Genomic DNA, 24,939 nt, shown 5'->3' on the forward strand with positions numbered 1-24,939 from the left:
GTCTACAAATTCCTATTGCGTCAGATCGGAGATGAATTTCGGAACTTCCGGCTCGCCTTTGAAAAATGCCCCTTTCTTACCTTTGGTAATTGCCCAGCGGTGGATCCAGGAGATACCTTTCTTTCCGATATATTGATCCTCCGTGAGGTAACAAGGATCTTCCAGCGCTTTTTGAAGCGTGACAAATTGATAGCCATCCTCTTTTAGTCTGGAAAGAAACAAGCCAAGGGCTTTGCTATTGAGCAGGTTGGCGTGTATTAGCAGAATGTGCGGAATCGGCCGGTCGAACAGTGAGTCGGCCTGTGATTCGTAGTAATGGACATAATCCATCATATAGTTGACATATGTCTTTGATATCGAATCGGCGAGAGGCTCGTTTCTGCTGCCAATCGCCTTGTCAAAGGCAGCAGCAAAAAGATATTCGTCATTATCGACCGTTACCGGTGCCTGAATGTATTTGTGTTTGGCGAGTATCATTTCCAGAGAATCTCGTTTCGCAGCCGTATTTCCTCTATGGAGATAAGGGTGCCGGAAATATTTGAGTTCAGCGCCTTCTCTATGGAGAAAACGTCGAAGCAGTGTATCGGCACCGAGCACATCCGCTTCATAGGCGCCTGCCGAAATATCGTTGATGCCTAAATGTCCAAAAGTATGGTTACCGAGTGAATGGCCAGCTTTGAGCCATTTCCTTAGCAAACCGTATTGGGCAGGAATAACTTTTCCGTCTTTGACAAGTTTCTCCCCGATGACATACCCCGTTGCCTGGACTTGGTATTGTTTCAAATGACTTAACAGCTGATCTGTCAATTCCGCTCTCAAGGCATCGGTATTCATGATCCTGCTAACAGTTGGCAAGTCGTCAATGGTGATGGCAATTTGTTTTTGAGCGAAGACTTGTTTTGCCGAAGATTGAAGAATAATTAGTAGCAGGAGTATAGGTAATTTCATGAGCTCAACTTTATTAATTAAAATTATCTTGGATATTTCTCTTGATATGCAAAGAAAAACGGTTTGGATTACCTCTGGTTTTGACTGATCTTCATTCGAATAACAAGGTGTGTTCACCCGATATCGCTGCATTCGTCTTGTCCGTTATTCCGGGCAAAGATCTGTCCTTTGAGAAATGCAACTATTCCTTGATGTGCATCCCAGGCAAAAACCCTAATATACTAACTTTTGTCTTTTGTGTCCAGAATGGCAATGTTGAGAAATAGGTAAATCATATTCAGGTAATCAAAAAATATGACAAACTTCCTTCGGTGTTTTTGCCAGGCTAAAACGTTTGTAAAGAAAGGGTGCTTGTTGCACCCTCTTTCTGACAGATACCTGTAGCCCTAGATTTCCGGATGGAAAATGTAGGTGATTTTGAAGACGACCAAGGGACCTTCAGCCTGGGATTCCATTCTCTATGCTTGATAGTCTGGTACAGTTACTTTCACCTTCCCACCACATTTTCTACCAATCGTCCGTATCTTGTGAATGTCAAAAGCGCATTCATACGGATTGAATTTAAATTCTTGAATATGAAATCCCATCCAACGAATAAAGTTGTGGAATATCTTGTAATCTTGTTTCTGACAACCTATGTTCTACCAGGTTACGCACAGGAAGGCTATCCTGTACCGCCATTTAATAAAAACCGGTTGTTCTATATTCAGCATAGCAAAAACCATAACACTTTCGTCTATGATGCATTTATTCAAGATGGCAACATCCAAGCAGACAAGCCTGTAAATGTCTATAAGATTGCCTACACCGAAAATGGAAAACGGACACCGCTCACCCTTATTCAAAGAAAGTTTGCGTTTGGAATAAAATCCAAGCGTTTGTCAGCTAATGTTTACGAGATGCAACTGGCAGCTTCCAAGAAAGTGACCTTCTACCTCAATTTGGTCAAATCTGGAATGCCCAAGGTTTATGTGACGGTCAACAATAGGAAGATGTTTTTAGATAGGATTTTTCTTAAAATCAAGGAGGGTACATCTGGTATCAAAGTGAAGCTCGATTATGCCCTTTTTTATGGTAAGGATTTCGATACCGGACAAAATATAATTGAAAGAACAGTTCCGAAAGAGTAGTGATATGGGATACTAAGTTCCCTTTTCTTCTCCTGAGCAAATTCTTACTTTCACGATATAAGGATTGTCGTTTCCAATTTAGGTTGATGATTAGTAAATTGACTGAAAGCTCCAGTAACTTACCGCCCCCAAAATTCGGTATTGAACACTTTAATTTATTTATGTTCACCGCTTAGATCACCAAAGTGTAATTTGTCAAGTCATCAATTTATTTGACATGCGTCTCCAAAGGCCTAACATCTATAATCTCGAAGCACTTGGAATTACCGTTGATTTCCCTTTCAACTTTTTCTGTTTTTGAGAGGCCTAAGAATGCAGCGCCCCAAGGATCTAAAAACGAAATCATTTTTTTCTTCGGGTCCACGCATTCCGGATGAACAATGCTGAATTCCCGTACGCTATTACTTGGCCACTCCCTGATTTTAATAGTAGAGTTTAACCGCACACAGTTTTCGGGTAAGAGATCATCTTCCACCACTATCGCTGACCGAAGCTCGCATGACAACAACTGAGAGCTCAGCGACTCATTTTCAGACAAATCTGCCATATACCGTTTTAGGATACGGAAATCGCTCTTTCCAAGTATGATGGGAGTTTTACCGTGCATTTCTTATATGTTAATTAGTGCTTTCAACATAACCTGGACACACCACCAGGTCTTGGTGATTGTCCACGTTTAATGGGGTATACTTAGGGAAAGGTAAAATTATGGCCGGTGTAGAAGGCTGTTTTGGATTTGTGACCAAAACCAATGAACAAAAATGCGCTCCTGACGTGAAACGCCTTCATGTGCCTTGGTTACACGGCTTAGGATAGACAAAAACCGTTTTTTTGCCGACTGGTTGATTTTGACTGGCGTATTGACACAAGTCTGCTGATCGTGTATACCACCTGTACCACCAAGCACAATTGCATTTTCAGCCAGAAAATTGGCATATACATCAAAATCAGCTTGCTGCCTGGTAGCAGGCGTACCCTTTTTGTCATGAACCCCTTTCTTTTGGAAGATATCTTCCATTTCTGCGAGTACCATCGCTACCGAAGCAGCGCCAATTTTTGAATAAGATATATGCATAATTTCGTCTGCTTGTTTATAAAGCTTTTTTGAAAACGTTTGTTGCTGGTTACGTCGGTTGTTTCTGCCTGTGATCTGGCAGTCGACCGGGCAGCAGGCGACTAACTTTCGCTGACTCGGAAATAATACTAGGATTGCCAGGGGTAATTCCCAGAAGCTAAAATTAAACTATAACCTCCGGCCGGCTGGACCGGAATTTAGCTTTAACTAACTGCCAAAATATCGGCAATACGGATAACGCAACGATTCCCAGCACTACTTTTTCAAAATTGTCCCTGACTAGGGGAATACTACCCAGAAAGTAGCCGGCAAAAGCAAGGCTCACAACCCATAGAATTGCCCCGACGATATTGAATTTAAAAAAGACCCTGTAATTCATTGCCGCAACACCACCTACAAATGGTGCCAAAGTCCTGACTATCGGCACAAACCGCGCTATTACAATTGTGGACGCTCCGTATTTTTCATAAAAACCTTGGGTATGAGCAAGATGTTCAGGCTTGATCATTCTCTTTCCAAAAAGGCGGATATGCTGGATCTTAGTTCCAAAACGGCGTCCGATCAGGTAGTTGCAACTATCGCCAAGTATGGCAGCCAGTAAAAGCAATGCAACAATAAGCCAGATGTTAAGCGAATCGGGGTATTTTGCAGCCATCATTCCTGCTGCAAACAGTAATGAATCGCCAGGGAGAAATGGCATAAATACAACCCCCGTTTCAATAAAAATGATCAGAAAAAGCACGGCATAAGTCCATGCGCCATACTGCTCAATGATGTGTCCCAAATGTGTGTCCAGGTGGAAAAAGACATCTAGGATTTGGTTGAAAAATTCCATTGTATGTGTTTTTTTATTTGATGGTTGTCATCAATATGCAAATGGTGATATACATAAGCATGATCGTAAATGCGTAGAACATTGCCGTTAACATTTCCTTATCCGGTCTGATTTTTTCGTTTTCCATGATCATTTCAGTTAGTCTATTAAATTAGAAGCCGGTTCCTTAACACGCACCTGCGAATTCAGGCGGACGCTGTCTTCTGGCAGCTCATCATTTTCGACGACGATGGCACAGTTTAACTCGTAGGATAGCGTCATTTCGTTCGGGTTGCTTGGGATGTTTTTTCCAAACTGTTTTAACATGCGAAAATCGTCTTCGCTAAGTATGACTGTGTTTTTTTATTTTTCATATGGATATATAGGTCTACGCCGTAGCCGCTGCCAGGTTCTTACCCTACAACGGCCTACGGCAACCGGGGCGTGACGGCCCGTGTTATATTAAGGAGCTGGCTGCGAGCTGATGGAAAACTTTTTCATCAAGCTTGTAGCGGTCATTTAATGTAAGACTGCTTCGCGCATTGAAAAGGGCGTGATTAACGGCATTGTACATCAGCCAGTAAGATGAATCCTGGTCAAAAAGCCGCTGCTCTAGTTTGAGCCGCTCATAAGCTTGCTTGGCCAGTTGAACGGGAATCGGCATTGTTTTTAGCAGTTTTTCATCCGCTCTGCCAAAGGATTTTTGTTGAAAATGCTCATATACAGTGGTCGTCAGGGTAGGGCTTTTGTAATCCTGGCCAGCCAGCAATTCATACAGCTGCTCCTGAAAGAGTTCAGGTGTTTGCCTGCTGTGGTGGATTTTTCGGTTGGTTGCATCTTTTTTTGCGATGGCACTGCTGTTGGGTCCCTGTTTTTTTTCTTTTCCCTGCCCACGTTCCTTCAACCACGATCGATATTTTGGGAGTTCGGAAAAGGAGTCCGCCCATCCCATTAGCCCATTCTGGCAAACTGCCCGGTACATGCTCGTGCCCGGAATCCCTGAACCATCAAGCATGGCCGTCAATGTTTTGCCTTGTACGCTAAATGGGGTTTTTCCATTATAACTATTCGTCAAAATCATGCTCCGCTGCAACTGCTCACCGCCAATGGAAAGCTGCTCAGGAAAAATTATATTAATGCTAAATTCACCCGTAGAAGTATATTTTATTTCCAGTTTATAGTCTGAAAAGAGCTTATCGACAACTTCTCTAATTAATACGTTCGGTATGATGGCATAGTCAGCGCTTTGAATGCCAAAAATCGTCTTAGTCCCGCGAAAAGGCTGCCCTACGATAAGTTGCTGCTTATCAGTGGCCATGATTTCATAGTCCGGCAATAAGTCTGCCAGCCACACCGGATGTACAGGGTAGCAGATTTCATCCCATGATGTAGTGAACTGCGGCTGAGCACTGAGATAAGTCATTTTTCTTGTTTTTTATTTTTACAGTTGTAAATTTACAAAAAATAGTATCGGAAAGAAAATATAAATGAAAAAATGTTTTGGCATGGCAAAATCAAATCCGTATATAACAGTCAGTTAACAGCATACTAGTCTCATATTGAAATTCTAAGCAACAAATACTCATGGAATTCGAAGTCATCGTTTCACTTTTGTCGCTGGTCGCTTGGAGGCGGTTTTAGGCATTGATAACGTGAGGGCTTTGGGCTGGAAATTCCGAAGGGCTATATTTACTTCTCTATGGCATTTTCCCTGCTGGTGGATGTATTCCAGATGCGCATGAACAAATCTAAAAGTGCGCCTGTAAAAACCCATGCACATTACCAGCAAGGTGAAGATCGGCTTCTACCCTAGTTTTTTAAAAAATATAAAAGGCACAAGCTTCTGCTAAATTGGCTCGTGCAAATAAACATTACAATACTCTTATGAAAAAAATACTTATCCCTATTGATTTCTCTGAAAATTCACAAAAGGCCCTGCAAGCTGCCAAAACAATTGCAAAAAAAACTGGCGCGGAATTAGCCATTATGCATACCTCCCAGTCTGAAAACACCGGCATTGCAATGCCGATGACCGAAGGTACGCTTGTGATGTTCAACGAATTGGAGAACTCATATAAGCAACAACTCGACGAGTATGTAGCTGGCGCTCAGTCAGAAGGTTATCAGGTAAAGGGTATTTGGGAGTCTAATGCAATTCAAACTGCGATATTGCGGCAGGCAACTAATATTAATGCCGATTTGATAGTTGTCGGCCGGACAGGGCAGGGGACATTCGTAGATAAACTGATCGGCAGTTCGTCAACCGGCGTTGCATTGGAGGCGTCTTGTCCTGTGTTGGTTGTTCCGCCCCAGGCAACGCTGAGTGGGTTTAAGAATATTATTTATGCGACGCAATTTGATCAACAGGAAACAGATATCTTACATCAGATAAAAGTGCTGACAAAGCAGCTTGGTGCCAAACTAAGCCTGGTTAAAATCAATTCATTCCACGAACCTGAGAGCCATGCAAATCAAGCGCGCATACTCAGAACCATTCAGGAGCTGGATATGGCAGACATGGACGTGGTCATTGTTGAGGATGTAAGTTTTATTGAAGGAATAAATAAATTTTGTTATCATCAAGGCGCTGATTTATTGATTGTTTCGAATCGTGAAAGACACTTTTTGCAGCAGTATTTGACGAATCCAAGTATGACTAAAAGGTTGGTTGTAGAAACGCATCTGCCTTTACTCGTATACCATATCAGATAAGTGACTTTCGTTTTCGAGTTGAAAGACTATTCAGCACAATTTATTTTTTAACCTTTTCGTATGAAAAAAATATTTCAGTGGAGTTACATTGCACCTGTTATTGCCTGGATTTTTTACCTTGTGCTGCCTATTGGTTCAGGCTTTCTGGTCAACTCGTTAGCCGTAGTTGCTTTGATTGCAGGTGTATTTTCAGCCGTGCACCATGCTGAGGTAGTCGCACACAAAGTGGGCGAACCTTATGGAACAATTATCCTTGCAGTAGCGGTAACGCTTTTGGAAGCTTCGATTATCGTATCACTCATGTTGACAGGAGGAGCCGGTGCTGATACTTATGCACGGGACACCCTATTTGCTGCCGTTATGCTTATATTAAATGGCATTCTGGGTATTAGTATGTTTTTTGGTGCATTGAAATTTAAGGAACAGAGTTTTGAAACGAAAAGCGTTACAATTGCATTAGTCAGCCTAGTGTCTATTTTAGTACTTACGCTGGTGTTGCCTAATTTTACCACCAGTATTGCCGGACCTTCCTACAGCACGCCTCAGCTAATCGCCATTGGCGTTTGCTGCCTGGTCATTTACGGGTCTTTTATATTTACGCAAACCGTCAGGCACCGTAAGTATTTTCTAACAGAAGTCTCAGGCCAGGAAAAAGATGTTTCTAGAAGCGAAGCCCTGATAAGCCTAGCTTTTTTAATGATATGTTTAGGCGTAGTTATTTTCCTGGCCAAAAACCTTTCTCCTGTAATTGAAAGCGGAATTGTTGCAGCCGGCTTACCCACGGCACTGGTGGGTGTGGCTATTGCAGCTGTTATTTTACTACCAGAAGGCATAGCTGCTATCCGTGCGGCAAGACGTGGCCAATATCAGACAAGCATCAATCTCGCATTAGGCTCAGCCTTAGCAAGTATAGGGCTAAGTATTCCTACTGTGGTCATTGTTTGTACAATAATGGATTTACCACTTATCCTCGGTCTGACCATGAAATCCATGGTCCTGCTAGTTCTTTCAATTTTCACGGTAATGCTATCGCTTAATAAGGGACAAACGAACAGCTTATATGCTATTGTGCTTTTGGTCAATCTGATGATGTATATCTTTACAATCGTATTTCCTTGAATACATATACAATTACTGACAAATCCCAACTTGTAATAGCAATAATGCCAAATCCTGGTTTAATAACACAACTTTAACTGTCGTGATAATCACTCTGTCAATAGAGGCCATGAGAATTATTTTGGTGACGACAGTGCCTGGTTTAGATACCAAACCTAGTCCATTCGAAAATTAATCTAGTGCCTTTTTTGCAAAAATGGAAATGATCATACCTGGAATTGCTAAAACGATTGCAAAATATGTCAAGCTCATGGGAGAATAACTTCCGAGCAATACACCTGCTGCGGAAGTTGCGATCATAATAGATAAATTAAACGCAGAAGATTGAACCGAAGTGGCAACGTCTTTTCCACTTTCTACCTGCCTGCTTACGGCTGCCTGCAGTAAGGTCACTAATGGACCAAAGGAAAGTCCCCATAAAAAGAATGCAACATGAGCTACTAATGTCTTTCTACCAAATAGCAATAGAACAAGCATAGAAAAAATTACGAGTGCAAACATCGCTGTGGTAAGCAGCCTCAAATGTTTGTCGATGTATTTTATGGCCAGCAATACTGAAATCAAAGACCCTGATCCAAAAAGTAGTAAGGCACTTTCTATTCCACCTAGCAATTCAATTTCATCAACAAGCCTGGTAATATATACATATACACCATAGTGGGCCATTACGCCAAGAAGGGTGAGCAGTAGGACTGTCAATACCGACGGAATTTTGAACAGGGAAAAAGGCGATGAACTTCTGGTAAGTTTCTCGCCGGGTGTAAATGGTAATGCAACAGCACATGTCACAGCAATGGCGATAATAATTATCCCAAGTGCGATAAATGCTGCCCGCCACCCGTATCGGTTGCCAATAAATGTTATAGACGGCATTCCTGCACTAATACCCAAGGTATTTCCAGCCATAATCACGGCAATCGCTTTTCCATGATGCTCATGGTTGACTAGGCGCATCCCGTAGGCCGCTATCATGGGCCACATCACGCCGGCACAAATACCGCCTATGATCCTTAGGATAATGATGATAGTATAATTGGCTAAAATGCCGACCATGATATTGGAAGCAGCAAATCCGGCGAGCAAAATCAATATCAAGATTTTGCGGTTAAATTTCAGGGTTACCGCAACAAGTGGGATGGCAAAGATAGCGGACGCAATTGCGTAGTAGCCTACCAGATTACCTCCTTGTAGCTCACTGATATTTAAATCGGAATTTATTTGCGGCATCACACCGGATGGCATTAACTCAGAAAGAATCCCGACAAATGTTACAGACGACATCAAAATCATGATCAGCCAGGGAAACGCATTTGTACTTCCGGCTATCGTTTGTTGATTGCTCAATGTACATTCTTTTTTGTAGTTACTTAAAATTATGGTTTTTGCGTCATTCTTTCAATCTGGCATATTCAGATTTTGATAATTATTGATATTGTTGGTGCATTAATGAGGAGAATTTAGCTTTGTAAAGATTATATCCTTACATATTAACTAATTGTTTATGCGAATCTGGTAGCTTATGTATGAGGTGTTTTTCAGCAAATTCAACGAGAAGGTACAACTGAGCGAATCAGAAGAATATGCCATGAAACAATTTCTGACGCCGAAAAAACTGCGGAAGCGTCAATACCTGCTACAGGAAGGAGATATCTGCAAGACTGTAGCATTTATAGAAAAGGGAGCTATGCGCAGTTACATTGTGGATTCTAATGGACAAGAGCACATTTTTTCATTTGCGCTGGAAGGATGGGCGATCGGCGATCTATCCAGTTTCCTGACTGAGCAGATCTCAACGCAGAATATAGATGCCCTCGAAGACTGCGAGCTAGTTTTGATCAGTAAGTCTGCACATGACCAGATGCTGATTTCGGTGCCCAAGTACGCAACATTTTTCAGGATATTAATGACCGAGGCCTACATTGCACTCCAGAAAAGAACGCTGAGCATTATCAGTATGTCTCTGGATGATCGATATAAATCTTTTATTGACCAATACCCTGACATTGTCCAGCGTGTCCCCCAACATATGATTGCCTCTCACATGGGACTTTCCCCCGAAACATTGAGTAGGATCCGCAGCAGGATCGGTAAAAGTCAATAGCTTCCCTTTGCTTTCCCCTGACGGCTTATCTTGACCAAAATCAATGGAATTTCTTGATCAGAGTCATCGTCCCGAGTAGGCCCATTGGGGTAATTTTGTGTATCAAAAGTGAAACAAAATGAACACGAAACAGACCATTGCGATCATAGGTGCCACCGGGAATGTGGGCACCTTCATTTCCAAAAGCCTGTCAAAAGGCAACTATCGTTTACTGCTGCTAGGTAATCATCCAGATAAACTGGAAGCTTTATATGAGGAGATTAGAAACGCGAGTCCTGAGGCTGATATCGAAATTTACGGATGTCCGACAGAGGCATCCTGGGAGGCCGACATCATTATCCTGGCCGTTCCTTATGGATCTCAACAGGAAATTACGGAGAAAATCCGGGAAGTTGCCAATCAGAAGATGGTCATAAGCATTGCTAACCCGTTAAACGAATCCTATGACAGTTTTGCGACCGTCTCTGGTACGCGTGCCGCAGAAGAACTGCAAAAATTGCTGCCCAATTCGAAAGTTGTCAAAGCCTTCAATATAGTATTTGCGGCTGCCTTTGCCAAGCCTATCCTTGTAGGCATGAAGGCCGTTTCATTCATTGCCTGAATGATCAAGAGACTTTCCAAACTGTGATTGAGCTTATCGAAACTGCCGGTTTCAGCCCTGTTGTAGCAGGCGAGCTTGGCGTAAGCCGAACATTATTAAGGATGTCCTCACTGTTGACCCAACTCAATATGAAATACAATTATAACTGGCTGTCCGGGTGAAAAATCCTACATCACCAGGCAGAAATATCATCAGCAATGATCAAAAGAAAGCAATTCATAAAAACTGCCGTTACAGGCGCAATTGGTATGACAACATTAGCAGCATTCAAACATTTTACAAATGAGCTTCCAGACCAGCAGCGACCGATGCCGGTCCTGTTTATAGGCCACGGCTCACCGATGAACGGCATTGAAGACACTGCGTTTAGCAGAAGGTGGATACAAATGGCCAAAGAAATCCCTACGCCAGCTGCCGTGCTGGTGGTATCGGCGCACTGGTTTACGAACGGCACCAAGATTACAGCAATGGATTTTCCTCAAACAATTCATGATTTTGGAGGATTTCCGCCGGCACTTTTTGCCGTACAATATCCTGCGCCGGGCAATCCAGCACTAGCCAAAGAAGCTGCCGGGCTCATTCGTTCCGCAAAAGTGGAGCTTAATCATGACTGGGGACTTGACCACGGCACCTGGACGGTGGTAAGACATATGTATCCGGAGGCTAAAATTCCAGTGCTTCAACTTAGCATTGATTACACCAAAGGGCCTCAATTCCATTATGACCTGGCAAGGGAATTAATGGCGCTACGAAAAAAGGGAGTGCTGATCATTGGTAGCGGAAATATGGTGCACAATCTGAGAATGGTAGCCTGGGACAAGCTTAGCGTGCAGGGTTATGGATATGACTGGGCGTTGCAAATCAATGAGCAATTCAAAGCTCTGATCCAGGAAAATGACCACAAGCCATTGATCAATTACAGTCAGTTAGGAAGAGAGGCCGCACTGGCCATACCGACTCCGGAGCATTACCTTCCTCTGATGTATACATTGGGCTTAAAGGCGGGAAAGGAACCTGTTTCTTTTTTCAACGACCAGGCCGTTGGCGGTTCACTGACAATGACGTCTGTTAAAATTGGCTAGTCGCAGAAGTGACAAAATTTAATTAAATTCTTGCCGGCATCAGACTCTTCTAAAAATTCTATACATTGACATAACATTCACCTAATCCTTTGCATGGTTATGAATTGTAGCTTCAACCAGTATCCGTGCAACAGGCTCCCCAGTTCACCGCCACGGCTAATCTGCAATTCTTAAGTTTTTTATCTGCAATCATCTGTTCATGATCGAGTTTCCAAAATTCCATTCTTATGAATCAAAGGATACAGCTCTCACTAACTGGTTTGTCATTGACGTTCGTCCTTTTCTTGTCCTGTCAGGACAAAAAGCAGGGCAGTGGGAATGTGGCGGAGCAAATCAAGGACTATCCGGTCCTGACGATTACACAAAGAACGATCACATTAAATAGCGAATTCCCGGCAACCATCGAAGGGCAGCAGGATATTGAGATCCGTCCGAAAATTGATGGATTTATAGAAAAGATTTTCGTTGATGAAGGTGCTACTGTGAAAAAAGGGCAAGCGCTGTTTAAAATCAATGCCCCTCAATATGAACAGGAAGTAAGGACTGCACAGGCCAATATTAAAATCGCAGAAGCAGACGTCAATGCCGCGCAAATGGGTGTCAATAAGGTGAAGCCATTGGTCGAAAAGAACATTATCAGTAAATACGAACTTGAATCAGCGCAGTTTACCATGCAAGCAAAACAAGCGGCGCTGGCACAGGCTTTCGCTGCGCTTTCCAATGCGCGTACCAATTTGGGCTATACTACCATTGCAAGCCCTGCAAATGGCATTGTTGGCTTAATTCCTTATAAAATCGGCAGCCTTGTCAATAGTAATACACCCGAACCATTAACCACAGTTTCAAACATTGGCAACATATACGCCTATTTCTCGATCAATGAAAAACAGGTTTTAGCATTCTCCAAAAACACGAAGGGCAATACAACGAAAGCCCGGATCGCGACAATGCCATCTGTATCCCTGGTTTTAGCGAATGGAGCCGTTTTTGCTGAAAAAGGCCGGATTACAACGACCAGCGGTTCTATCAATACAGAGACAGGCTCCATTAGGGTGCGGGCAACTTTTCCAAATCCCGGAAGTATTATACGCAGTGGGAGCAGTGCTACTGTCCGCATTCCTTCCCGGCTTGATTCGGCCATTGTCATCCCGCAAAAGTCGACCTACGAAATACAAGGGAAAAAGTTTGTGTACCGTGTTTCGGCAGACGGCACCGTTAAGAGTGCGGAAGTTGGCGTGCTGGACAATAATGATGGACAGTTCTTTGTTGCCCAAACCGGCCTTGCCGTAGGGGACAAGATTATCCTGGAAGGGGTAGCGTCGTTACGGGAAGGGGCAAAGGTCATTTCCAGACCAGTAAAAGCGGACAGTGTTTACGCCAAAAACTTGTAGGTTATGTTCAATCGATTCATTGATCAGCCAGTACTGTCTACAGTCATTTCCGTTCTTATTGTCATCCTTGGTGTATTGGGGCTAATTTCCCTGCCTATTGCGCAATATCCTGAGATCGCTCCGCCTACTGTCGTTGTCTCCACATCATATCAGGGTGCCAATGCGGATGTGGTGCTTAATAGCGTGATTGTGCCATTGGAAGAACAGATCAACGGCGTGGAGGACATGACTTACATGACATCTTCGGCTGGGAATGATGGCACAGCGCGGATTACAATCAACTTTAAGCTAGGCACAAACCCCGACCTTGCATCTGTAAATGTGCAGAATCGCGTCGCGCGGGCAACTGCGCTCTTGCCGCAGGAAGTCACGCGCTCCGGTGTAACGACGGCCAAAAGCCAAAGCAGTAACCTTGTGATTTTTTCCTTATACAGCGAGAATCCCGCCTATGATCAGACATTTTTGCAAAACTATGCGGAGATAAACCTGGTGCCCTTAATTAAGCGCGTATCAGGGGTTGGAGAGGCGAATGCGTTCGGACGTATGGATTATTCCATGCGGATCTGGTTGAAACCGGATGTGATGGCAACTTATGGGCTTGTCCCTTCGGATGTCAGCACTGCACTGGCAGAGCAAAATATAGAGGCTGCCCCCGGTCAGTTCGGTGAACAGGGCTTGCAATCCTTTCAGTACGTGATCAAGTATTCGGGCAGGCTCAAAGATGCAGGCGAGTTTGAAGAAGTGGTCATCAAGGCCACGCCAAGTGGTCAGGTATTACGGCTCAAAGACATTGCCCGCGTGGAGCTGGGCGCTATGAGCTATGCCAGCAGTACGACAACCAATAGCAACCCCTCGGTAGGTGTATCCATCAGCCAAACAGCGGGCTCCAATGCCAAGGAAGTGATTGAAGGAAGTTTGCAGGTATTGGATAATGCCGCCAAATCGTTCCCTTCCGGTATCAAGTACGTCACGCTGATCAATGCAAACGATTTTCTGGATGCATCCATTGAAAAGGTGATCCATACGCTCATTGAAGCATTCATTCTGGTGTTTTTAGTAGTTTTTATTTTCCTGCAAGATTTTCGGTCTACGCTTATTCCCGCTATTGCTGTTCCGGTGGCTATTCTGGGCACTTTTTTCTTTCTGCTGCTTTTTGGGTTCACGATTAACCTTTTGACATTGTTTGCATTGGTCTTGGCCATTGGGATTGTCGTTGATGATGCCATAGTCGTGGTGGAAGCCGTTCATGCTAAACTGGACGAGGGATACACATCCGCGCTCAAAGCCACAAAAGACGCCATGAGTGAAATTTCGGGAGCCATCATCTCAATCACCCTTGTGATGGCGGCGGTATTTCTGCCGGTAAGTTTTATCGAAGGCTCATCCGGGGTGTTTTACAAACAATTTGGCTTGACGCTCGCCATTGCGATTATGCTCTCTGCTGTCAATGCACTCACGCTCAGTCCTGCATTGTGCGCTATATTTTTAAAACCGCATAAAGAAGATACAAGCCATAAAAAGAACATTTTACAACGTGTTTATGGCTGGTTCAACCGCACATTTGACAAGACAATCCAGCGCTACAAACAAGCCGTTTCATTCCTGATTGCGAAGAAGTGGGTTGCGGGATTGATCATTGCCGTGTTTGCCGGCCTGTTTTATTATCTGATGCAAACCACCCCTTCTGCATTCGTGCCTAATGAAGATACTGGCTCTATCATGGCTGATATTGCCCTGCCACCTTCGGCATCGACGGAAAGAACAGAGGCCATCATGAAGCAAGTCGAGGCAATTGCGCGTTCGATCCCGGAAGTACAGAATATATTAAAAATTACAGGTAGAGGGATGATCAGCGGAGTTGGAAGCAACTATGGGATGGTTGTAATGCGGCTGAAACCCTGGTCTGAGCGTGGAGGGGAAGGACAGGATGTTCAGGCTTTGATTGGAAAATTATTTGCAAAAACAGGCGGGATCAGGGATGCCAAGATCATCTTTTTTGCACCTCCGACCATTTCAGGGTTTGGCTCATCGGGCGGGTTTGAGTTTCAGCTGCAAGACAAAAGTGGAAGTGACATTGCCCTATTCTCTAAAATTGGCAATGATTTTCTGGCAGCATTAAGTAAGCGGCCTGAAATTCAGTACGCGTCCACTGCATTCAATGTGAATTTTCCGCAGTATCAGATCGATGTGAATGTGGCCAAGGCAAAAGTGGCAGGCATCACTGTCAATGACATCATGAGCACGATGCAGGGCTATTACGGCGGCGTGTATGCATCTAATTTCAATCAGTTTGGTAAACAATTCCGGGTCATGTACCAGGCCGAGGCTGCTTCGCGGGCTAATCCCGAAGGGCTCAGCAACATTTATGTCCGCAATGCAAACGGCCAGATGGCGCCTATTACGGGCTTTATCACCATGAAGAGAGTGTATGGGCCTCAGTCAATTTCCAGGTTTAATTTATTTACTTCTATTGGTGTTACCGGTTCGCCCAATCCAGGGTTTAGCTCAGGCGATGCCATTGCGGCCATTCAGCAAGTGGCTGCTGAGGTACTTCCACAAGGATATGGATATGAGTTTTCAGGGATGACCAGGGAAGAGATTTCTGCTGGCGGGCAGACCGTTTTCGTCTTCATGCTGGTCATCGTTTTTGTCTATTTGCTGCTTAGCGCACAGTATGGAAGCTATATATTGCCTTTCGCGGTGCTTCTTTCCCTTCCGATCGGATTGGCAGGCACATTCTTATTCGCCAGCTTATTTGGTATCACCAACAATATTTATCTGCAAATCACACTGGTCATGCTGATAGGGCTTTTGGCAAAGAATGCAATTCTGATTGTCGAATTTGCAGTGGAACGTAGGCGGCATGGGATGTCGCTGGTGGAAGCGGCTGTCGAAGGTGCACAGGCACGGTTGCGTCCGATCCTGATGACCTCTTTTGCTTTTATTCTGGGTTTGGTTCCACTCATGCTTTCAACCGGCGCAGGTGCAATTGGAAACCGCTCCATTGGAACTGGTGCCGTAGGAGGAATGCTGGTAGGAACGCTCATTGGGGTTTTTGTGATACCGGTGCTTTATATCGTATTCCAGTCTTTACAAGAAATGATCAGCGGTCCGCCCAAGCCAATTACAGAACAAGTTCAGGACGATCATTGAAGCGTTTTAATAGCAAGATTATGTATAAAAAACATTTAAAGCGACTAGTTCTGTTTTGTCTGCTGGGTTTGCTGCTTTGCTGTTGTAACATTGTCAGACCCTACCAGAAACCGCTAACAGCACCCGGTAACCTTTACCGAGATGTGGTCACGGCCGACACAAGCGGGCTCGGCCAGCTTCCCTGGAACCGGCTCTTTACCGATACGACTTTGCAAAGCCTGATAAGTCGGGGAATTAAAAACAACCTGAACCTGCAAATCGCTTATACACGTATTGAGCAGTCCAGGGCCTATTATGAACAGAGTAGAGCAGCATTATTTCCAACCGTTATCGGAGATCTTGGCGTGACGCGTTCAAAGCTTTCGGAAGCTCAGGGCTTTGGTATTAGAAACAGTGCGACCCAATATCAGCTGGGATTATCTTCTGGCTGGGAGGCGGACATTTGGGGGAAACTACGAAGCACAAAACGCGCTAACCTAGCACTTCTATTGCAATCGGAAGCAGGTGCGAAAGCTGTACAAACAAACCTGGTGGCCGATATTGCCAATTATTATTATGCACTGCTGGCCTTGGATCAGCAGCTAGCCATTACAAGGCAGACTGTGTCCAATTGGGATACGACGGTGCAGACCATGCGTGAACTGAAAATAGCAGCCGTAGTTACCGAGGCGGCTGTGGTGCAAAGCGAAGCGCAGCGTTATGTAGCAGAAGTGACAATTCCTGACCTGATCCAGAGTACAAGGGAAACAGAAAACGCGCTAAGTATTCTACTTGCCGTTCCAGCCACGTCCGTCAGACGCGGCACGCTTTGGGATCAGGATACGCTTGATGTATTGCAAACGGGTGTTCCCGCGCTGCTGCTGGCAAATCGCCCTGATGTGCAACAGGCAGAACTTAATTTTAGATATTATTTTGAGTTGACTAATGTGGCGAGGACTTACTTTTATCCGGCATTAACAATCTCCGGCTCGGTGGGTTATTCGGCTCTGCAACTGGAAAACTTTCTTAAACCAATCTCCCTTGCGGCAAGCATCGGCGCGGGACTGACCCAGCCGATATTCAACAGACGCGCCAATATAACCCGCCTGGAAGTTGCCAAGGCCCAGCAGAAGGAGGCGCTGCTCAATTTTGAGAATGTGCTGCTTACAGCCGGACAACAAGTGTCGGATGCCATGTCGCTACACAACACTGCCCTTGATAAAATAGCGATCCGCAGCTATCAGTTGGAAGCATTGCAGAAATCGGTTAGCTATTCAGGCGAGCTACTCCAAAACGGTTTTGCCAACTACAACGAGGTCATTACGGCCCGACAAAGTTTGTTGCAAGCGGAGCTTGGAAGCATTAATGACCAATTGCAACGGTTGCAATCAGTGGTTAACTTATACAGGTCGTTGGGAGGAGGTTGGGCTAGTCCCTGATATTGTTTGGTAAATGGCTTTATAATCTTAAAATTGAAACAATGATAAATAAACTATTATCCTATGCGGCCGGGTTACAAGCGACCGGCATTAATGCTGCCCGATGGGGTATTGTGATTGTAATGTTATGGATTGGCGGTTTGAAAGCTTTTCAATATGAAGCTGCCGGCATCGTGCCGTTTGTAGCCAATAGTCCATTTATGAACTTCTTTTATAAATACGATGCGCCAGAATATAAGCAGCATATGAATAAGGAAGGTGAATTAAAGCCCGAAAATGTCGCATGGCATCAAGCCAACCATACTTATATTTTTTCTTATGGGTTGGGCACAGTAATCATTCTGATTGGCTTTTTGGTAGCGCTGTACCCGGTATTTCCCGCAGTCTCAGCATTTGGAAGTTTTCTTGTTATCATGATGTCAATTGTCACATTGTCATTTCTGATTACCACACCTGAAACCTGGGTGCCATCACTTGGTGACGCCGAGTATGGGTTCCCTTATCTGAGTGCAGCAGGGCGACTTGTGATTAAAGATATTATCATGCTTGGTGCAGGGATTGCTACGATGGCCCAGGCCGCCAGAAAGTATTTAACCGCACAGCAAACGAGCGGGTAGTAAGGCAGCTTTATCATGTAATGTTGTTCTTCAATACAAATCAACTAAACTAGATAATGTAATGAACAAGTCGCTCAACCTAGTAGTTATGACAGCATTTATTGTCTCTGCCTGCAACACTTCTGAACAGTCGGATCAAGGAAAGGATACCACGCTCATCAGCCTTTCACCTAAGACGATGAAACAGATAGCAGCGGTAGATGAACGTTATCAGTCTTATAATGTGGAAACAGTGGAGGTCGCAGGCGGGCAGTTCTGGAAACCTTATCACTTGATGGACAGCTTGCCGGACCTGGCTGCAAATTCAACTTACGACGTCTCACAAACCAATGATCAGCTGTACCGGCAATTGAAACCCCTTGATCTGACAGACAAAAGGTTGCTAATCCTGGCTAAAGGGTTAGCCCCTGCGTATGTACGAATGAGTGGTACGTGGACAAATGGTATTTATTTCCAGGACAACGACCAGCCGAAGTTGACGAAGGCGCCTGCCGGTTTCGTCAATGTGATGTCAAGAAAAGAATTTGGAGGGTTGCTGGATTTTGTTAAAGCTACCGATTCAAAACTGGTTACTTCGTTTGCAGTATCCAATGGTGTAAGGGATGCGCAAGGCGTATGGACGCCAAAACAAGCCCAGAAACTAGCGGATTTTGCCAAGAGTGTAGGTGGCAAAATTGCAGCAGCCGAACTGTTTAATGAACCAACAATGCCGACGGCTGGCGGTGAAATCAGTAAGGCGTATAACGCGGAAAACTTCGCCAAGGACATGGCTGCTTTTAATGCCTGGGCCGAAAAGGCAGTTCCTGATATGCTGGTGCTAGGGCCAGGTTCAGTAGGTGAAGGGTCGCCCAACGTTTCTCTTCAGGGGATGGGAATGAATATTTTGCCAACCGAGGATATGTTAGCTGCTAAACCCAATCCTAAATTCGATGTTTTCTCCTATCATTATTACGGAGCGGCTTCCATGCGCATGATTCGCAGTGGGCCTTTTTCGGTAAAAGCTGAAAATGCGCTGGACGCAGGTTGGTTGCTGAAAACAGATACGGTCGCACATTATTATGCGGGTTTAAGGGATAAGTATAACCCTGGCATTCCTTTGTGGATCACAGAAACGGCGCAGGCTGCGGGTGGAGGCGACCCATTCTCAGCGACTTTCCTTGACACTTTCCGCTACCTGTACCAAATGGGATCCTTGGCCAAGAAAGGGGTAAAGGTTATCATGCATAATACCCTTATTGCCAGCGAGTACAGTCTGATCGACCAGGATACACATTTGCCTAAACCAAATTACTGGGCAGCGTATCTGTGGGCCAAACTTATGGGCACCCAGGTTTACGAAACAGGGCAGGGGACAAAGGGCGTTTATGTTTTTGCTCACAACATGAAAGGGAGCAAGGCAGGTGTAACGCTGCTGGTAATCAATACAAATAAGAAAGAAGCTCCAATCCATATCGATATAGACTCCGAGCACTATTTGCTGACTTCCTCTCAATTGGAAGGACAAACCATACAGCTTAACGGGACAGATCTGAAACTCGAAGACAATGGTGAGTTGCCAGTTTTAAAGGGCAAGCCAGTAAAGAGCGGTGAGCTGACGGTTCCGCCAACCAGCATTAGCTTTTTTGCGATCCCGGATGCTGGTATAACGGGTCCAAAATAAGGATTTGAATAGCCCTGGATTTATTGTGGCAAATGATTTGAACCTGTCGCAGGTAAATAATCATTCATATACTAATGAACCATCCAAGCGTTACCCAGAATTGCTGGGTTATGCTATTTTTTCTTAGCTCATTTACCCGATAGTCCACCCCAAGCTCTATTTTATTATTAGCGGTAGCAGTATATCCTAGGGTAGGTAAAATGCCGATCTCAAAGTCGGATTCATCACGTGACCAAATACCAAGAAAGTCATTGTTGACCTTTGCATAAAATTCCTTTGGATCGATGTATTGACCGTTAAGCGGTTTCTGTATCCCGATCCTATAGCTTATCCGGAAGTTACTAAGTCCATGGTTGGTAAAAGTTTCGTCGGCTAAGACTCGGTGTGCTATACTAAACCATTCAAACTTCCTCACATTATTAAATTGTTGAATGATCCGGTGATAATACGTATTATCTTCTAACCTTATCATATAACCACCTCCAATGATATTATTAATAGACAATTTAGTAGTAAGCAGCAAAGTCAAATCAGTGCGCTCATATTGAAATCTATGGTTGGGAGACTTATCCATTTCTTTCTGCGATAGGATTTGACGAGACTCAAATTTTGTATTAAGCTTTAAAGCTTTGCCAACCTTAAAGTTTACGTTAAATTGAGTAGTTGTGCCGGCCCGATATGTTTGCTGGCATAATGCTGTAAAGGATAATAAATAAAAGAGGAAAAATCTGCACATCAGTAAATAAGATTATCATCATTTGCTAATGCTATTTCCTTAGTACTTTCAATCTTTCCAGTACTATCAACGAGCACTTCAAAATACGCTTCCTCGTTTCCTGTCTGCCCTCGGACGACTATCTCATATTTAACTATCATTCCTTCAAGCGGCATTTTGGCGAGAACGGCCCGTTCCAGGTTATTCTCGCTTCCATTCCATTGCAATTGTGTTTTGATAATTTTCTGACGCTTAAATGTAGCATTGAGGTTATCTTTTATTACAGAACGGATATTTTTTTCCAAATCACGAATGTTAATGAGAATTTCGATATCCTGTATTTGTCCGGATTCATCAAACTCGATACTGTAATGTTTTCCCGAATGCTTCAGTTTCGCTTCGATAGTCTTAGTGGTATCGCTTTCCTCCATATACCAATGAACCCTGGAGTTGTTAAATAGGCGGGACACAAATAAAGTGGCGCTGTCCGGAACGGAATCAGCTTTGACAGTGTATTCCCGTTCATATTTTTTTTGTCCCAGACAGGGCGTGCAGTGAAGTGCTACGAGCAGAAATAAGAAAAGATACAAGAAATGTTTGTTTGCAATCACGTTTTTAAATTTTGCTATCCATAAATTCAGTGAGGTCAGGCTTGATTTAACTGGTATTAAGGAATAGAAAATGTATAATTCGCCTTTATTCTAAAAGCTATACCGGTCCATGTGGAAAATGAGCCATAAAAGCTACAGCCATCCGTACGGAGGCTAAAAAACTGCAATTTCCTTCTAATTCTTTGTGGCATGCGTGGTAACCCATTGCTCAAAGGCTACCATAAAATCAGTCAGAAAGCTCTTTGTAGAATCATTAATGAGACTTCCGTTTTCATCAAATAACCCTGTTGCTTCAGCTATATATGCTTCGGGCTGTGCCATGGTGGGTACATTAACAAAAACAAGTGACTGGCGTAGGTGATGGTTAGCACCGAAACCACTAATATTTCCAATCGAAACGCTTACCACTGCTCCTGGTTTTCCATTCCAGGAATTTTGCCCATATGGACGCGAGCCCACGTCAATAGCATTTTTTAAAACAGCAGGTACCGAACGGTTATATTCTGGCGTAAGAAATAAAAGGCCATCGGCAGACCTGATTTGCCGCCGAAATTCTTCCCATTCGTTTGGCGGTGTTGCTTCCAGGTCCTCATTAAACATTGGAAGATCTGAAATATCTAATATTTCAAGACTCAGAGATTCCGGCGCAAGGGCAATCAGTGCGTTCGCAGTTTTTAAATTGTAGGACTCTTTGCGAAGGCTTCCTACGATAACTGCAATGTTATAATTTTTCATTATTTCATTTGTTAAAGTATGACATATAATTTATGTAAAACGCAGACGATGAAGCAGGCAGTGAAACGCACATTTTTATTGAATCGCAGCGAGCAGCTGGAGAGTTAAATCTTGTTGCACACCGAGTGATTGAATAGCTATATAAACATTGATAGGAATTAGCAGATATTTTCATCAATTTATAGAAATTTCCATATTTTTTGCTCTAAGTCAGATTATATTTTAGAATGAACTGCATAAGGGTATCATTAGGGAATTGTCGGAGGCATAGTGTAAAAAATAGTATTAGTAGTCTTTTTCCAACCGCCTATAATACTGGGTACTTTTATAGCTAACACAACCTGTAAATGATAACAGATACCGCAAATAGAGGAGAGGCATCAGTAGCCATACAACGCGAAAGTACATAGTAGTGATAGTTCGTGGACTGCGGTTGATTTTTCTTTGGGTGTATAAGGGATCAGTGCTAACGCATATTAAATTGTTTACCATCATGCAGACTTTTTTCCAGCTTAGTGCAGCAGACGTCATAAGTTCTCTAAAGACTTCCGCTTCGGGTTTAAAAAGTGATACAGTTGTAAACCTTCGAAATGAATTTGGGGAGAATGTATTGCAGGAGGCCAAACGAAAAAGTAAACTGTCCATCCTTATTGGTCAGTTTAAGGATGTTATGATTTTGATACTGATTGTCGCTGCCGCCATTTCATTTATGGTTGGCGAGCATACAGATGCATACGTTATTCTGGCCATCATTCTCGGTAATGCCTGGATGGGTTACTCGCAGGAATATAATGCAGAGCAATCAGTAAAGATGTTACAGAAAATGTCGGCACAGTTTGCGATCGTGATCCGCGACAATAACCCTTTAAAAATTGAAGCAAGTCAATTAGTCCCTGGTGATTTAATTCTACTGGAAGCCGGTGATATTGTCCCTGCCGATGCAAGGCTTATCCAGGTGAGTTCTCTTAAAACGGACGAAGCATCGCTTACCGGCGAAAGCCATTCAATAGAAAAAATAACCGAGCCAATAAAAGAAGGGGACATTGTGCCTGGTGACCAGCTCAATATGGTTTTCAAAGGAACGGTTGTGAGTAATGGTTCTGCCCAAGCGGTCGTCACTGCCATTGGTATGAATACCGAAATCGGTAAAATTGCAGGTATGATGGAGGCAAGTTCTCAAAAAACGCCCCTCCAGAAAAGGCTAGCTGTTTTTAGTAAGCAACTGGCGGTTATTGTTCTAGTGATTTGCCTAACCGTTTTTGGTCTTGGCTTGCTCCGTGGCGAGCCACCATTTGCCATGTTTCTTACCGCATTGTCGCTGGCTGTTGCTGCGTTGCCAGAGGCATTGCCAGCCGTTATAACAATTGCGCTTGCCCAGGGGGCCCGCCGAATGGTGAGCCAAAATGCATTGATGAGAAAATTGCCGGCGGTTGAAACGTTAGGGTCAGTCACCTATATATGCAGCGATAAAACCGGGACGCTTACCCAAAACATCATGACGGTAGAAAGTATCCTTGCTGTAGAGGGCAAGGAAGAACTTTTGGGCTATGCCATGATGCTCAATAATGATGTGCGATTTTCCGCAGACAAAGAACTGTTGGGCGATTCCACAGAAACAGCATTGGTAAAGTATGCCATAGATAAGGGCAAAACAAAAGAAGAAGCAGATCAAAAATTCCCGCTGTTGGAGAAGCTGCCATTCGATTCAGAGCGCATGCGGATGGGCACCTTACATAAATATGGGGACAAATGGATTTTGTTTGTAAAAGGTGCCCCAATAAAAATGCTAGAATCGGTATCTGAAAAACACAAAAATCAGACTGACGGATGGCTCGCGCAAAACCGTAAGTGGGCGGCAGATGGCCTTCGGGTTCTATTTTTTGCTTACAAAATTTTTGAAAAAGATCCTGGCAGGATAACCTCAGATGAAGAGAATGAACTTGAATTTTTGGGGATGGCAGCCATGATTGATCCGCCCCGCGAAGAAGTCATAGAAGCCATTAAAGAATGTAAATCCGCGGGTATAAAAACTGTAATGATAACCGGCGACCAGCCACTTACTGCCACAGCCATCGCCCAACGCCTGGGGATGATTGAAGAAGGATCCCAAGAGGTCAGGGCAGGCTCTGATTTAGAGAAGCTGACGGAAGAAGAATTTAAGAGTGTGACGAAACACGTTGCTGTATATGCCCGTGTGTCGCCAGAGCAGAAATTAAATATTGTAAAAGCTTTACAGAACAACGGTGAGTTTGTTGCCATGACTGGCGATGGCGTAAATGATGCACCATCCTTAAAGCAGTCAGATATCGGGATTGCAATGGGGATAACTGGCACTGACGTATCGAAGGAAGCATCTGATATGATTCTGTTGGATGATAATTTTGCCACCATTGTGAAAGCCGTTCGGGAAGGTAGGCGTATTTACGAAAATATTAAAAAGTTTATTGTTTATGTGCTTTCGTGTAACCTGGGTGAGATCCTCGTAATCTTCTTTGCCCCAATTATTGGGTTTGCTATTCCACTGCTCCCCATACACATTCTCTGGATAAATCTGGTGACGGATGGCTTGCCTGGGATTGCGCTGGTGGCAGAACCAGCCGAAAAGGACATTATGAACCGTCCGCCCCGTCCACCTAAGGAAAATTTATTTGCAGGTGGTTTAGTTCTTCGTATCGTACTCATAGGAATCATCATGACATTTGCTGCACTCTTCATTCAGTGGTGGTGCATAAATGAAAATTACGATGTAAAAACACAACAGACCGCAGTATTTACAACTTTGTGTTTTGTGCAACTAGGTAATGCACTTTCTGTGCGCTCTACATATCATTCTATATTTTCCAGAGACATATTTGCTAACCGGGGGATGTGGGGAGCAATAATCCTTACCATAATGCTTCAAATGCTGATTGTGTATGTGCCGTTTTTGGATACCGTTTTTAAAACAACACCATTAAGCTGGCATATTATGCTAATAGTGATAATTACAACTGTTGTTTGTATTATCTTAATTGAGTTGGTTAAGCTTATGAATAAGAAATAAGATCCCTACGATAC

At 43.8% G+C, this 24,939-nt stretch carries 22 protein-coding genes; 12 read left to right on the forward strand and 10 right to left on the reverse strand.

Translation table 11 applies throughout. The features are described from left to right. Positions 1–12: 12 nt before the first annotated feature. Complete coding sequence (locus tag NFI80_RS03630; protein WP_234612774.1) at positions 13–948, reverse strand: polysaccharide deacetylase family protein; 936 nt, start codon at positions 946–948, stop codon at positions 13–15. Positions 949–1,523: 575 nt separating this feature from the next. Here NFI80_RS03630 and NFI80_RS03635 point away from each other — a divergent pair. Then, positions 1,524–2,078 (forward strand): DUF4833 domain-containing protein, encoded by a 555-nt coding sequence (locus NFI80_RS03635; RefSeq protein WP_234612775.1) that lies wholly within the window; start codon positions 1,524–1,526, stop codon positions 2,076–2,078. 208 nt (positions 2,079–2,286) lie between these two features. Here the strand turns inward: NFI80_RS03635 and NFI80_RS25655 are convergent, their stop codons facing one another. The 5 genes from NFI80_RS25655 to NFI80_RS03655 all read right to left on the reverse strand — a co-directional run bounded on the left by NFI80_RS25655 (position 2,287) and on the right by NFI80_RS03655 (position 5,390). Continuing rightward, on the reverse strand, positions 2,287–2,685 hold the full coding sequence (locus NFI80_RS25655) for a GreA/GreB family elongation factor (protein ID WP_235136270.1): 399 nt from the start codon (positions 2,683–2,685) through the stop codon (positions 2,287–2,289). A gap of 99 nt (positions 2,686–2,784) precedes the next feature. Then, positions 2,785–3,153 carry a hypothetical protein gene (locus NFI80_RS03640; protein WP_234612776.1) on the reverse strand — a complete coding sequence of 123 codons (369 nt, stop codon included), beginning with the start codon at positions 3,151–3,153 and terminating at the stop codon, positions 2,785–2,787. Positions 3,154–3,316: 163 nt separating this feature from the next. After that, on the reverse strand, positions 3,317–3,988 hold the full coding sequence (locus NFI80_RS03645; protein WP_234612777.1) for a VTT domain-containing protein: 672 nt from the start codon (positions 3,986–3,988) through the stop codon (positions 3,317–3,319). A gap of 138 nt (positions 3,989–4,126) precedes the next feature. Then, the gene (locus NFI80_RS03650; protein WP_234612778.1) at positions 4,127–4,294 is read right to left on the reverse strand and encodes a GreA/GreB family elongation factor; all 168 of its coding nucleotides are present in this window, start codon (positions 4,292–4,294) and stop codon (positions 4,127–4,129) included. A 130-nt stretch (positions 4,295–4,424) separates the two neighbouring features. Continuing rightward, positions 4,425–5,390 (reverse strand): hypothetical protein, encoded by a 966-nt coding sequence (locus NFI80_RS03655; RefSeq protein ID WP_234612779.1) that lies wholly within the window; start codon positions 5,388–5,390, stop codon positions 4,425–4,427. Between the two features lie 461 nt (positions 5,391–5,851). Between NFI80_RS03655 and NFI80_RS03660 the strand changes: the two genes are divergently transcribed. Together NFI80_RS03660 and NFI80_RS03665 are read left to right on the forward strand one after the other, a co-directional pair. Then, positions 5,852–6,679 (forward strand): universal stress protein, encoded by an 828-nt coding sequence (locus tag NFI80_RS03660; RefSeq protein WP_234612780.1) that lies wholly within the window; start codon positions 5,852–5,854, stop codon positions 6,677–6,679. 60 nt (positions 6,680–6,739) lie between these two features. Then, the gene (locus NFI80_RS03665) at positions 6,740–7,798 is read left to right on the forward strand and encodes a calcium:cation antiporter (protein WP_234612781.1); all 1,059 of its coding nucleotides are present in this window, start codon (positions 6,740–6,742) and stop codon (positions 7,796–7,798) included. A gap of 171 nt (positions 7,799–7,969) precedes the next feature. On the opposite strand, the gene NFI80_RS03670 is transcribed toward NFI80_RS03665, so the two are convergent. Further along, complete coding sequence (locus NFI80_RS03670) at positions 7,970–9,142, reverse strand: MFS transporter (protein WP_234612782.1); 1,173 nt, start codon at positions 9,140–9,142, stop codon at positions 7,970–7,972. Positions 9,143–9,317: 175 nt separating this feature from the next. On the opposite strand from NFI80_RS03670, the gene NFI80_RS03675 reads away from it, so the two are divergent. The 8 genes from NFI80_RS03675 (at position 9,318) to NFI80_RS03710 (ending at position 19,821) form a co-directional block, all read left to right on the forward strand. Continuing rightward, complete coding sequence (locus NFI80_RS03675; RefSeq protein WP_234612783.1) at positions 9,318–9,899, forward strand: Crp/Fnr family transcriptional regulator; 582 nt, start codon at positions 9,318–9,320, stop codon at positions 9,897–9,899. Between the two features lie 118 nt (positions 9,900–10,017). After that, complete coding sequence (locus NFI80_RS03680; RefSeq protein ID WP_235160248.1) at positions 10,018–10,500, forward strand: NADPH-dependent F420 reductase; 483 nt, start codon at positions 10,018–10,020, stop codon at positions 10,498–10,500. 248 nt (positions 10,501–10,748) lie between these two features. Then, on the forward strand, positions 10,749–11,582 hold the full coding sequence (gene ygiD, locus NFI80_RS03685) for a 4,5-DOPA-extradiol-dioxygenase (RefSeq protein WP_234614874.1): 834 nt from the start codon (positions 10,749–10,751) through the stop codon (positions 11,580–11,582). Positions 11,583–11,809: 227 nt separating this feature from the next. Next, positions 11,810–12,973, forward strand: a complete 1,164-nt coding sequence (locus NFI80_RS03690) for an efflux RND transporter periplasmic adaptor subunit (protein ID WP_235136261.1) — start codon at positions 11,810–11,812, stop codon at positions 12,971–12,973. A 3-nt stretch (positions 12,974–12,976) separates the two neighbouring features. Next, positions 12,977–16,126: an efflux RND transporter permease subunit gene (locus NFI80_RS03695; RefSeq protein ID WP_234612787.1), complete on the forward strand. Its 3,150-nt coding sequence runs from the start codon at positions 12,977–12,979 to the stop codon at positions 16,124–16,126. Positions 16,127–16,146: 20 nt separating this feature from the next. Beyond that, on the forward strand, positions 16,147–17,544 hold the full coding sequence (locus tag NFI80_RS03700) for an efflux transporter outer membrane subunit (RefSeq protein WP_234612788.1): 1,398 nt from the start codon (positions 16,147–16,149) through the stop codon (positions 17,542–17,544). Between the two features lie 2 nt (positions 17,545–17,546). Continuing rightward, a complete protein-coding gene (locus NFI80_RS03705) occupies positions 17,547–18,161 on the forward strand; it encodes a DUF417 family protein (RefSeq protein ID WP_254414167.1) in 615 nt (204 codons plus the stop codon). An 88-nt stretch (positions 18,162–18,249) separates the two neighbouring features. After that, on the forward strand, positions 18,250–19,821 hold the full coding sequence (locus tag NFI80_RS03710) for a hypothetical protein (RefSeq protein WP_234612789.1): 1,572 nt from the start codon (positions 18,250–18,252) through the stop codon (positions 19,819–19,821). Between the two features lie 64 nt (positions 19,822–19,885). Here NFI80_RS03710 and NFI80_RS03715 read toward each other — a convergent pair whose 3' ends face one another. The 3 genes from NFI80_RS03715 to NFI80_RS03725 form a co-directional block, all read right to left on the reverse strand. Beyond that, positions 19,886–20,557: a DUF2490 domain-containing protein gene (locus NFI80_RS03715; protein WP_234612790.1), complete on the reverse strand. Its 672-nt coding sequence runs from the start codon at positions 20,555–20,557 to the stop codon at positions 19,886–19,888. Continuing rightward, positions 20,557–21,147: a hypothetical protein gene (locus NFI80_RS03720; protein ID WP_234612791.1), complete on the reverse strand. Its 591-nt coding sequence runs from the start codon at positions 21,145–21,147 to the stop codon at positions 20,557–20,559. The genes NFI80_RS03715 and NFI80_RS03720 overlap by 1 nt, the downstream gene beginning before the upstream one ends. Before the next feature lie 174 nt (positions 21,148–21,321). Further along, entirely contained in the window at positions 21,322–21,882 is a 561-nt protein-coding gene (locus NFI80_RS03725; RefSeq protein ID WP_255703563.1) for an NADPH-dependent FMN reductase, read from the reverse strand. 493 nt (positions 21,883–22,375) lie between these two features. Here NFI80_RS03725 and NFI80_RS03730 point away from each other — a divergent pair, with 493 nt between their 5' ends. Further along, positions 22,376–24,925 (forward strand): cation-translocating P-type ATPase, encoded by a 2,550-nt coding sequence (locus NFI80_RS03730; protein WP_234612793.1) that lies wholly within the window; start codon positions 22,376–22,378, stop codon positions 24,923–24,925. Positions 24,926–24,939: the final 14 nt, after the last annotated feature.

It is taken from the genome of Dyadobacter chenhuakuii (assembly GCF_023821985.2).
Classification (GTDB): domain Bacteria; phylum Bacteroidota; class Bacteroidia; order Cytophagales; family Spirosomataceae; genus Dyadobacter; species Dyadobacter chenhuakuii.

Excerpts from the sequence above, each read along its gene's own strand:
- NFI80_RS03700 (WP_234612788.1), top strand. The coding sequence starts at position 16,147 with ATGTATAAAAAACATTTAAAGCGACTAGTTCTGTTTTGTCTGCTGGGT.
- NFI80_RS03695 (WP_234612787.1), top strand. The coding sequence starts at position 12,977 with ATGTTCAATCGATTCATTGATCAGCCAGTACTGTCTACAGTCATTTCC.
- NFI80_RS03730 (WP_234612793.1), top strand. The coding sequence starts at position 22,376 with ATGCAGACTTTTTTCCAGCTTAGTGCAGCAGACGTCATAAGTTCTCTA.
- NFI80_RS03675 (WP_234612783.1), top strand. The coding sequence starts at position 9,318 with ATGTATGAGGTGTTTTTCAGCAAATTCAACGAGAAGGTACAACTGAGC.
- NFI80_RS03630 (WP_234612774.1), bottom strand. The coding sequence starts at position 948 with ATGAAATTACCTATACTCCTGCTACTAATTATTCTTCAATCTTCGGCA.
- NFI80_RS03665 (WP_234612781.1), top strand. The coding sequence starts at position 6,740 with ATGAAAAAAATATTTCAGTGGAGTTACATTGCACCTGTTATTGCCTGG.
- NFI80_RS03655 (WP_234612779.1), bottom strand. The coding sequence starts at position 5,390 with ATGACTTATCTCAGTGCTCAGCCGCAGTTCACTACATCATGGGATGAA.
- NFI80_RS25655 (WP_235136270.1), bottom strand. The coding sequence starts at position 2,685 with ATGCACGGTAAAACTCCCATCATACTTGGAAAGAGCGATTTCCGTATC.
- NFI80_RS03650 (WP_234612778.1), bottom strand. The coding sequence starts at position 4,294 with ATGTTAAAACAGTTTGGAAAAAACATCCCAAGCAACCCGAACGAAATG.
- NFI80_RS03680 (WP_235160248.1), top strand. The coding sequence starts at position 10,018 with ATGAACACGAAACAGACCATTGCGATCATAGGTGCCACCGGGAATGTG.
- NFI80_RS03640 (WP_234612776.1), bottom strand. The coding sequence starts at position 3,153 with ATGCATATATCTTATTCAAAAATTGGCGCTGCTTCGGTAGCGATGGTA.
- ygiD (WP_234614874.1), top strand. The coding sequence starts at position 10,749 with ATGACAACATTAGCAGCATTCAAACATTTTACAAATGAGCTTCCAGAC.
- NFI80_RS03715 (WP_234612790.1), bottom strand. The coding sequence starts at position 20,557 with ATGTGCAGATTTTTCCTCTTTTATTTATTATCCTTTACAGCATTATGC.
- NFI80_RS03725 (WP_255703563.1), bottom strand. The coding sequence starts at position 21,882 with ATGAAAAATTATAACATTGCAGTTATCGTAGGAAGCCTTCGCAAAGAG.
- NFI80_RS03635 (WP_234612775.1), top strand. The coding sequence starts at position 1,524 with ATGAAATCCCATCCAACGAATAAAGTTGTGGAATATCTTGTAATCTTG.
- NFI80_RS03645 (WP_234612777.1), bottom strand. The coding sequence starts at position 3,988 with ATGGAATTTTTCAACCAAATCCTAGATGTCTTTTTCCACCTGGACACA.
- NFI80_RS03690 (WP_235136261.1), top strand. The coding sequence starts at position 11,810 with ATGAATCAAAGGATACAGCTCTCACTAACTGGTTTGTCATTGACGTTC.
- NFI80_RS03710 (WP_234612789.1), top strand. The coding sequence starts at position 18,250 with ATGACAGCATTTATTGTCTCTGCCTGCAACACTTCTGAACAGTCGGAT.
- NFI80_RS03660 (WP_234612780.1), top strand. The coding sequence starts at position 5,852 with ATGAAAAAAATACTTATCCCTATTGATTTCTCTGAAAATTCACAAAAG.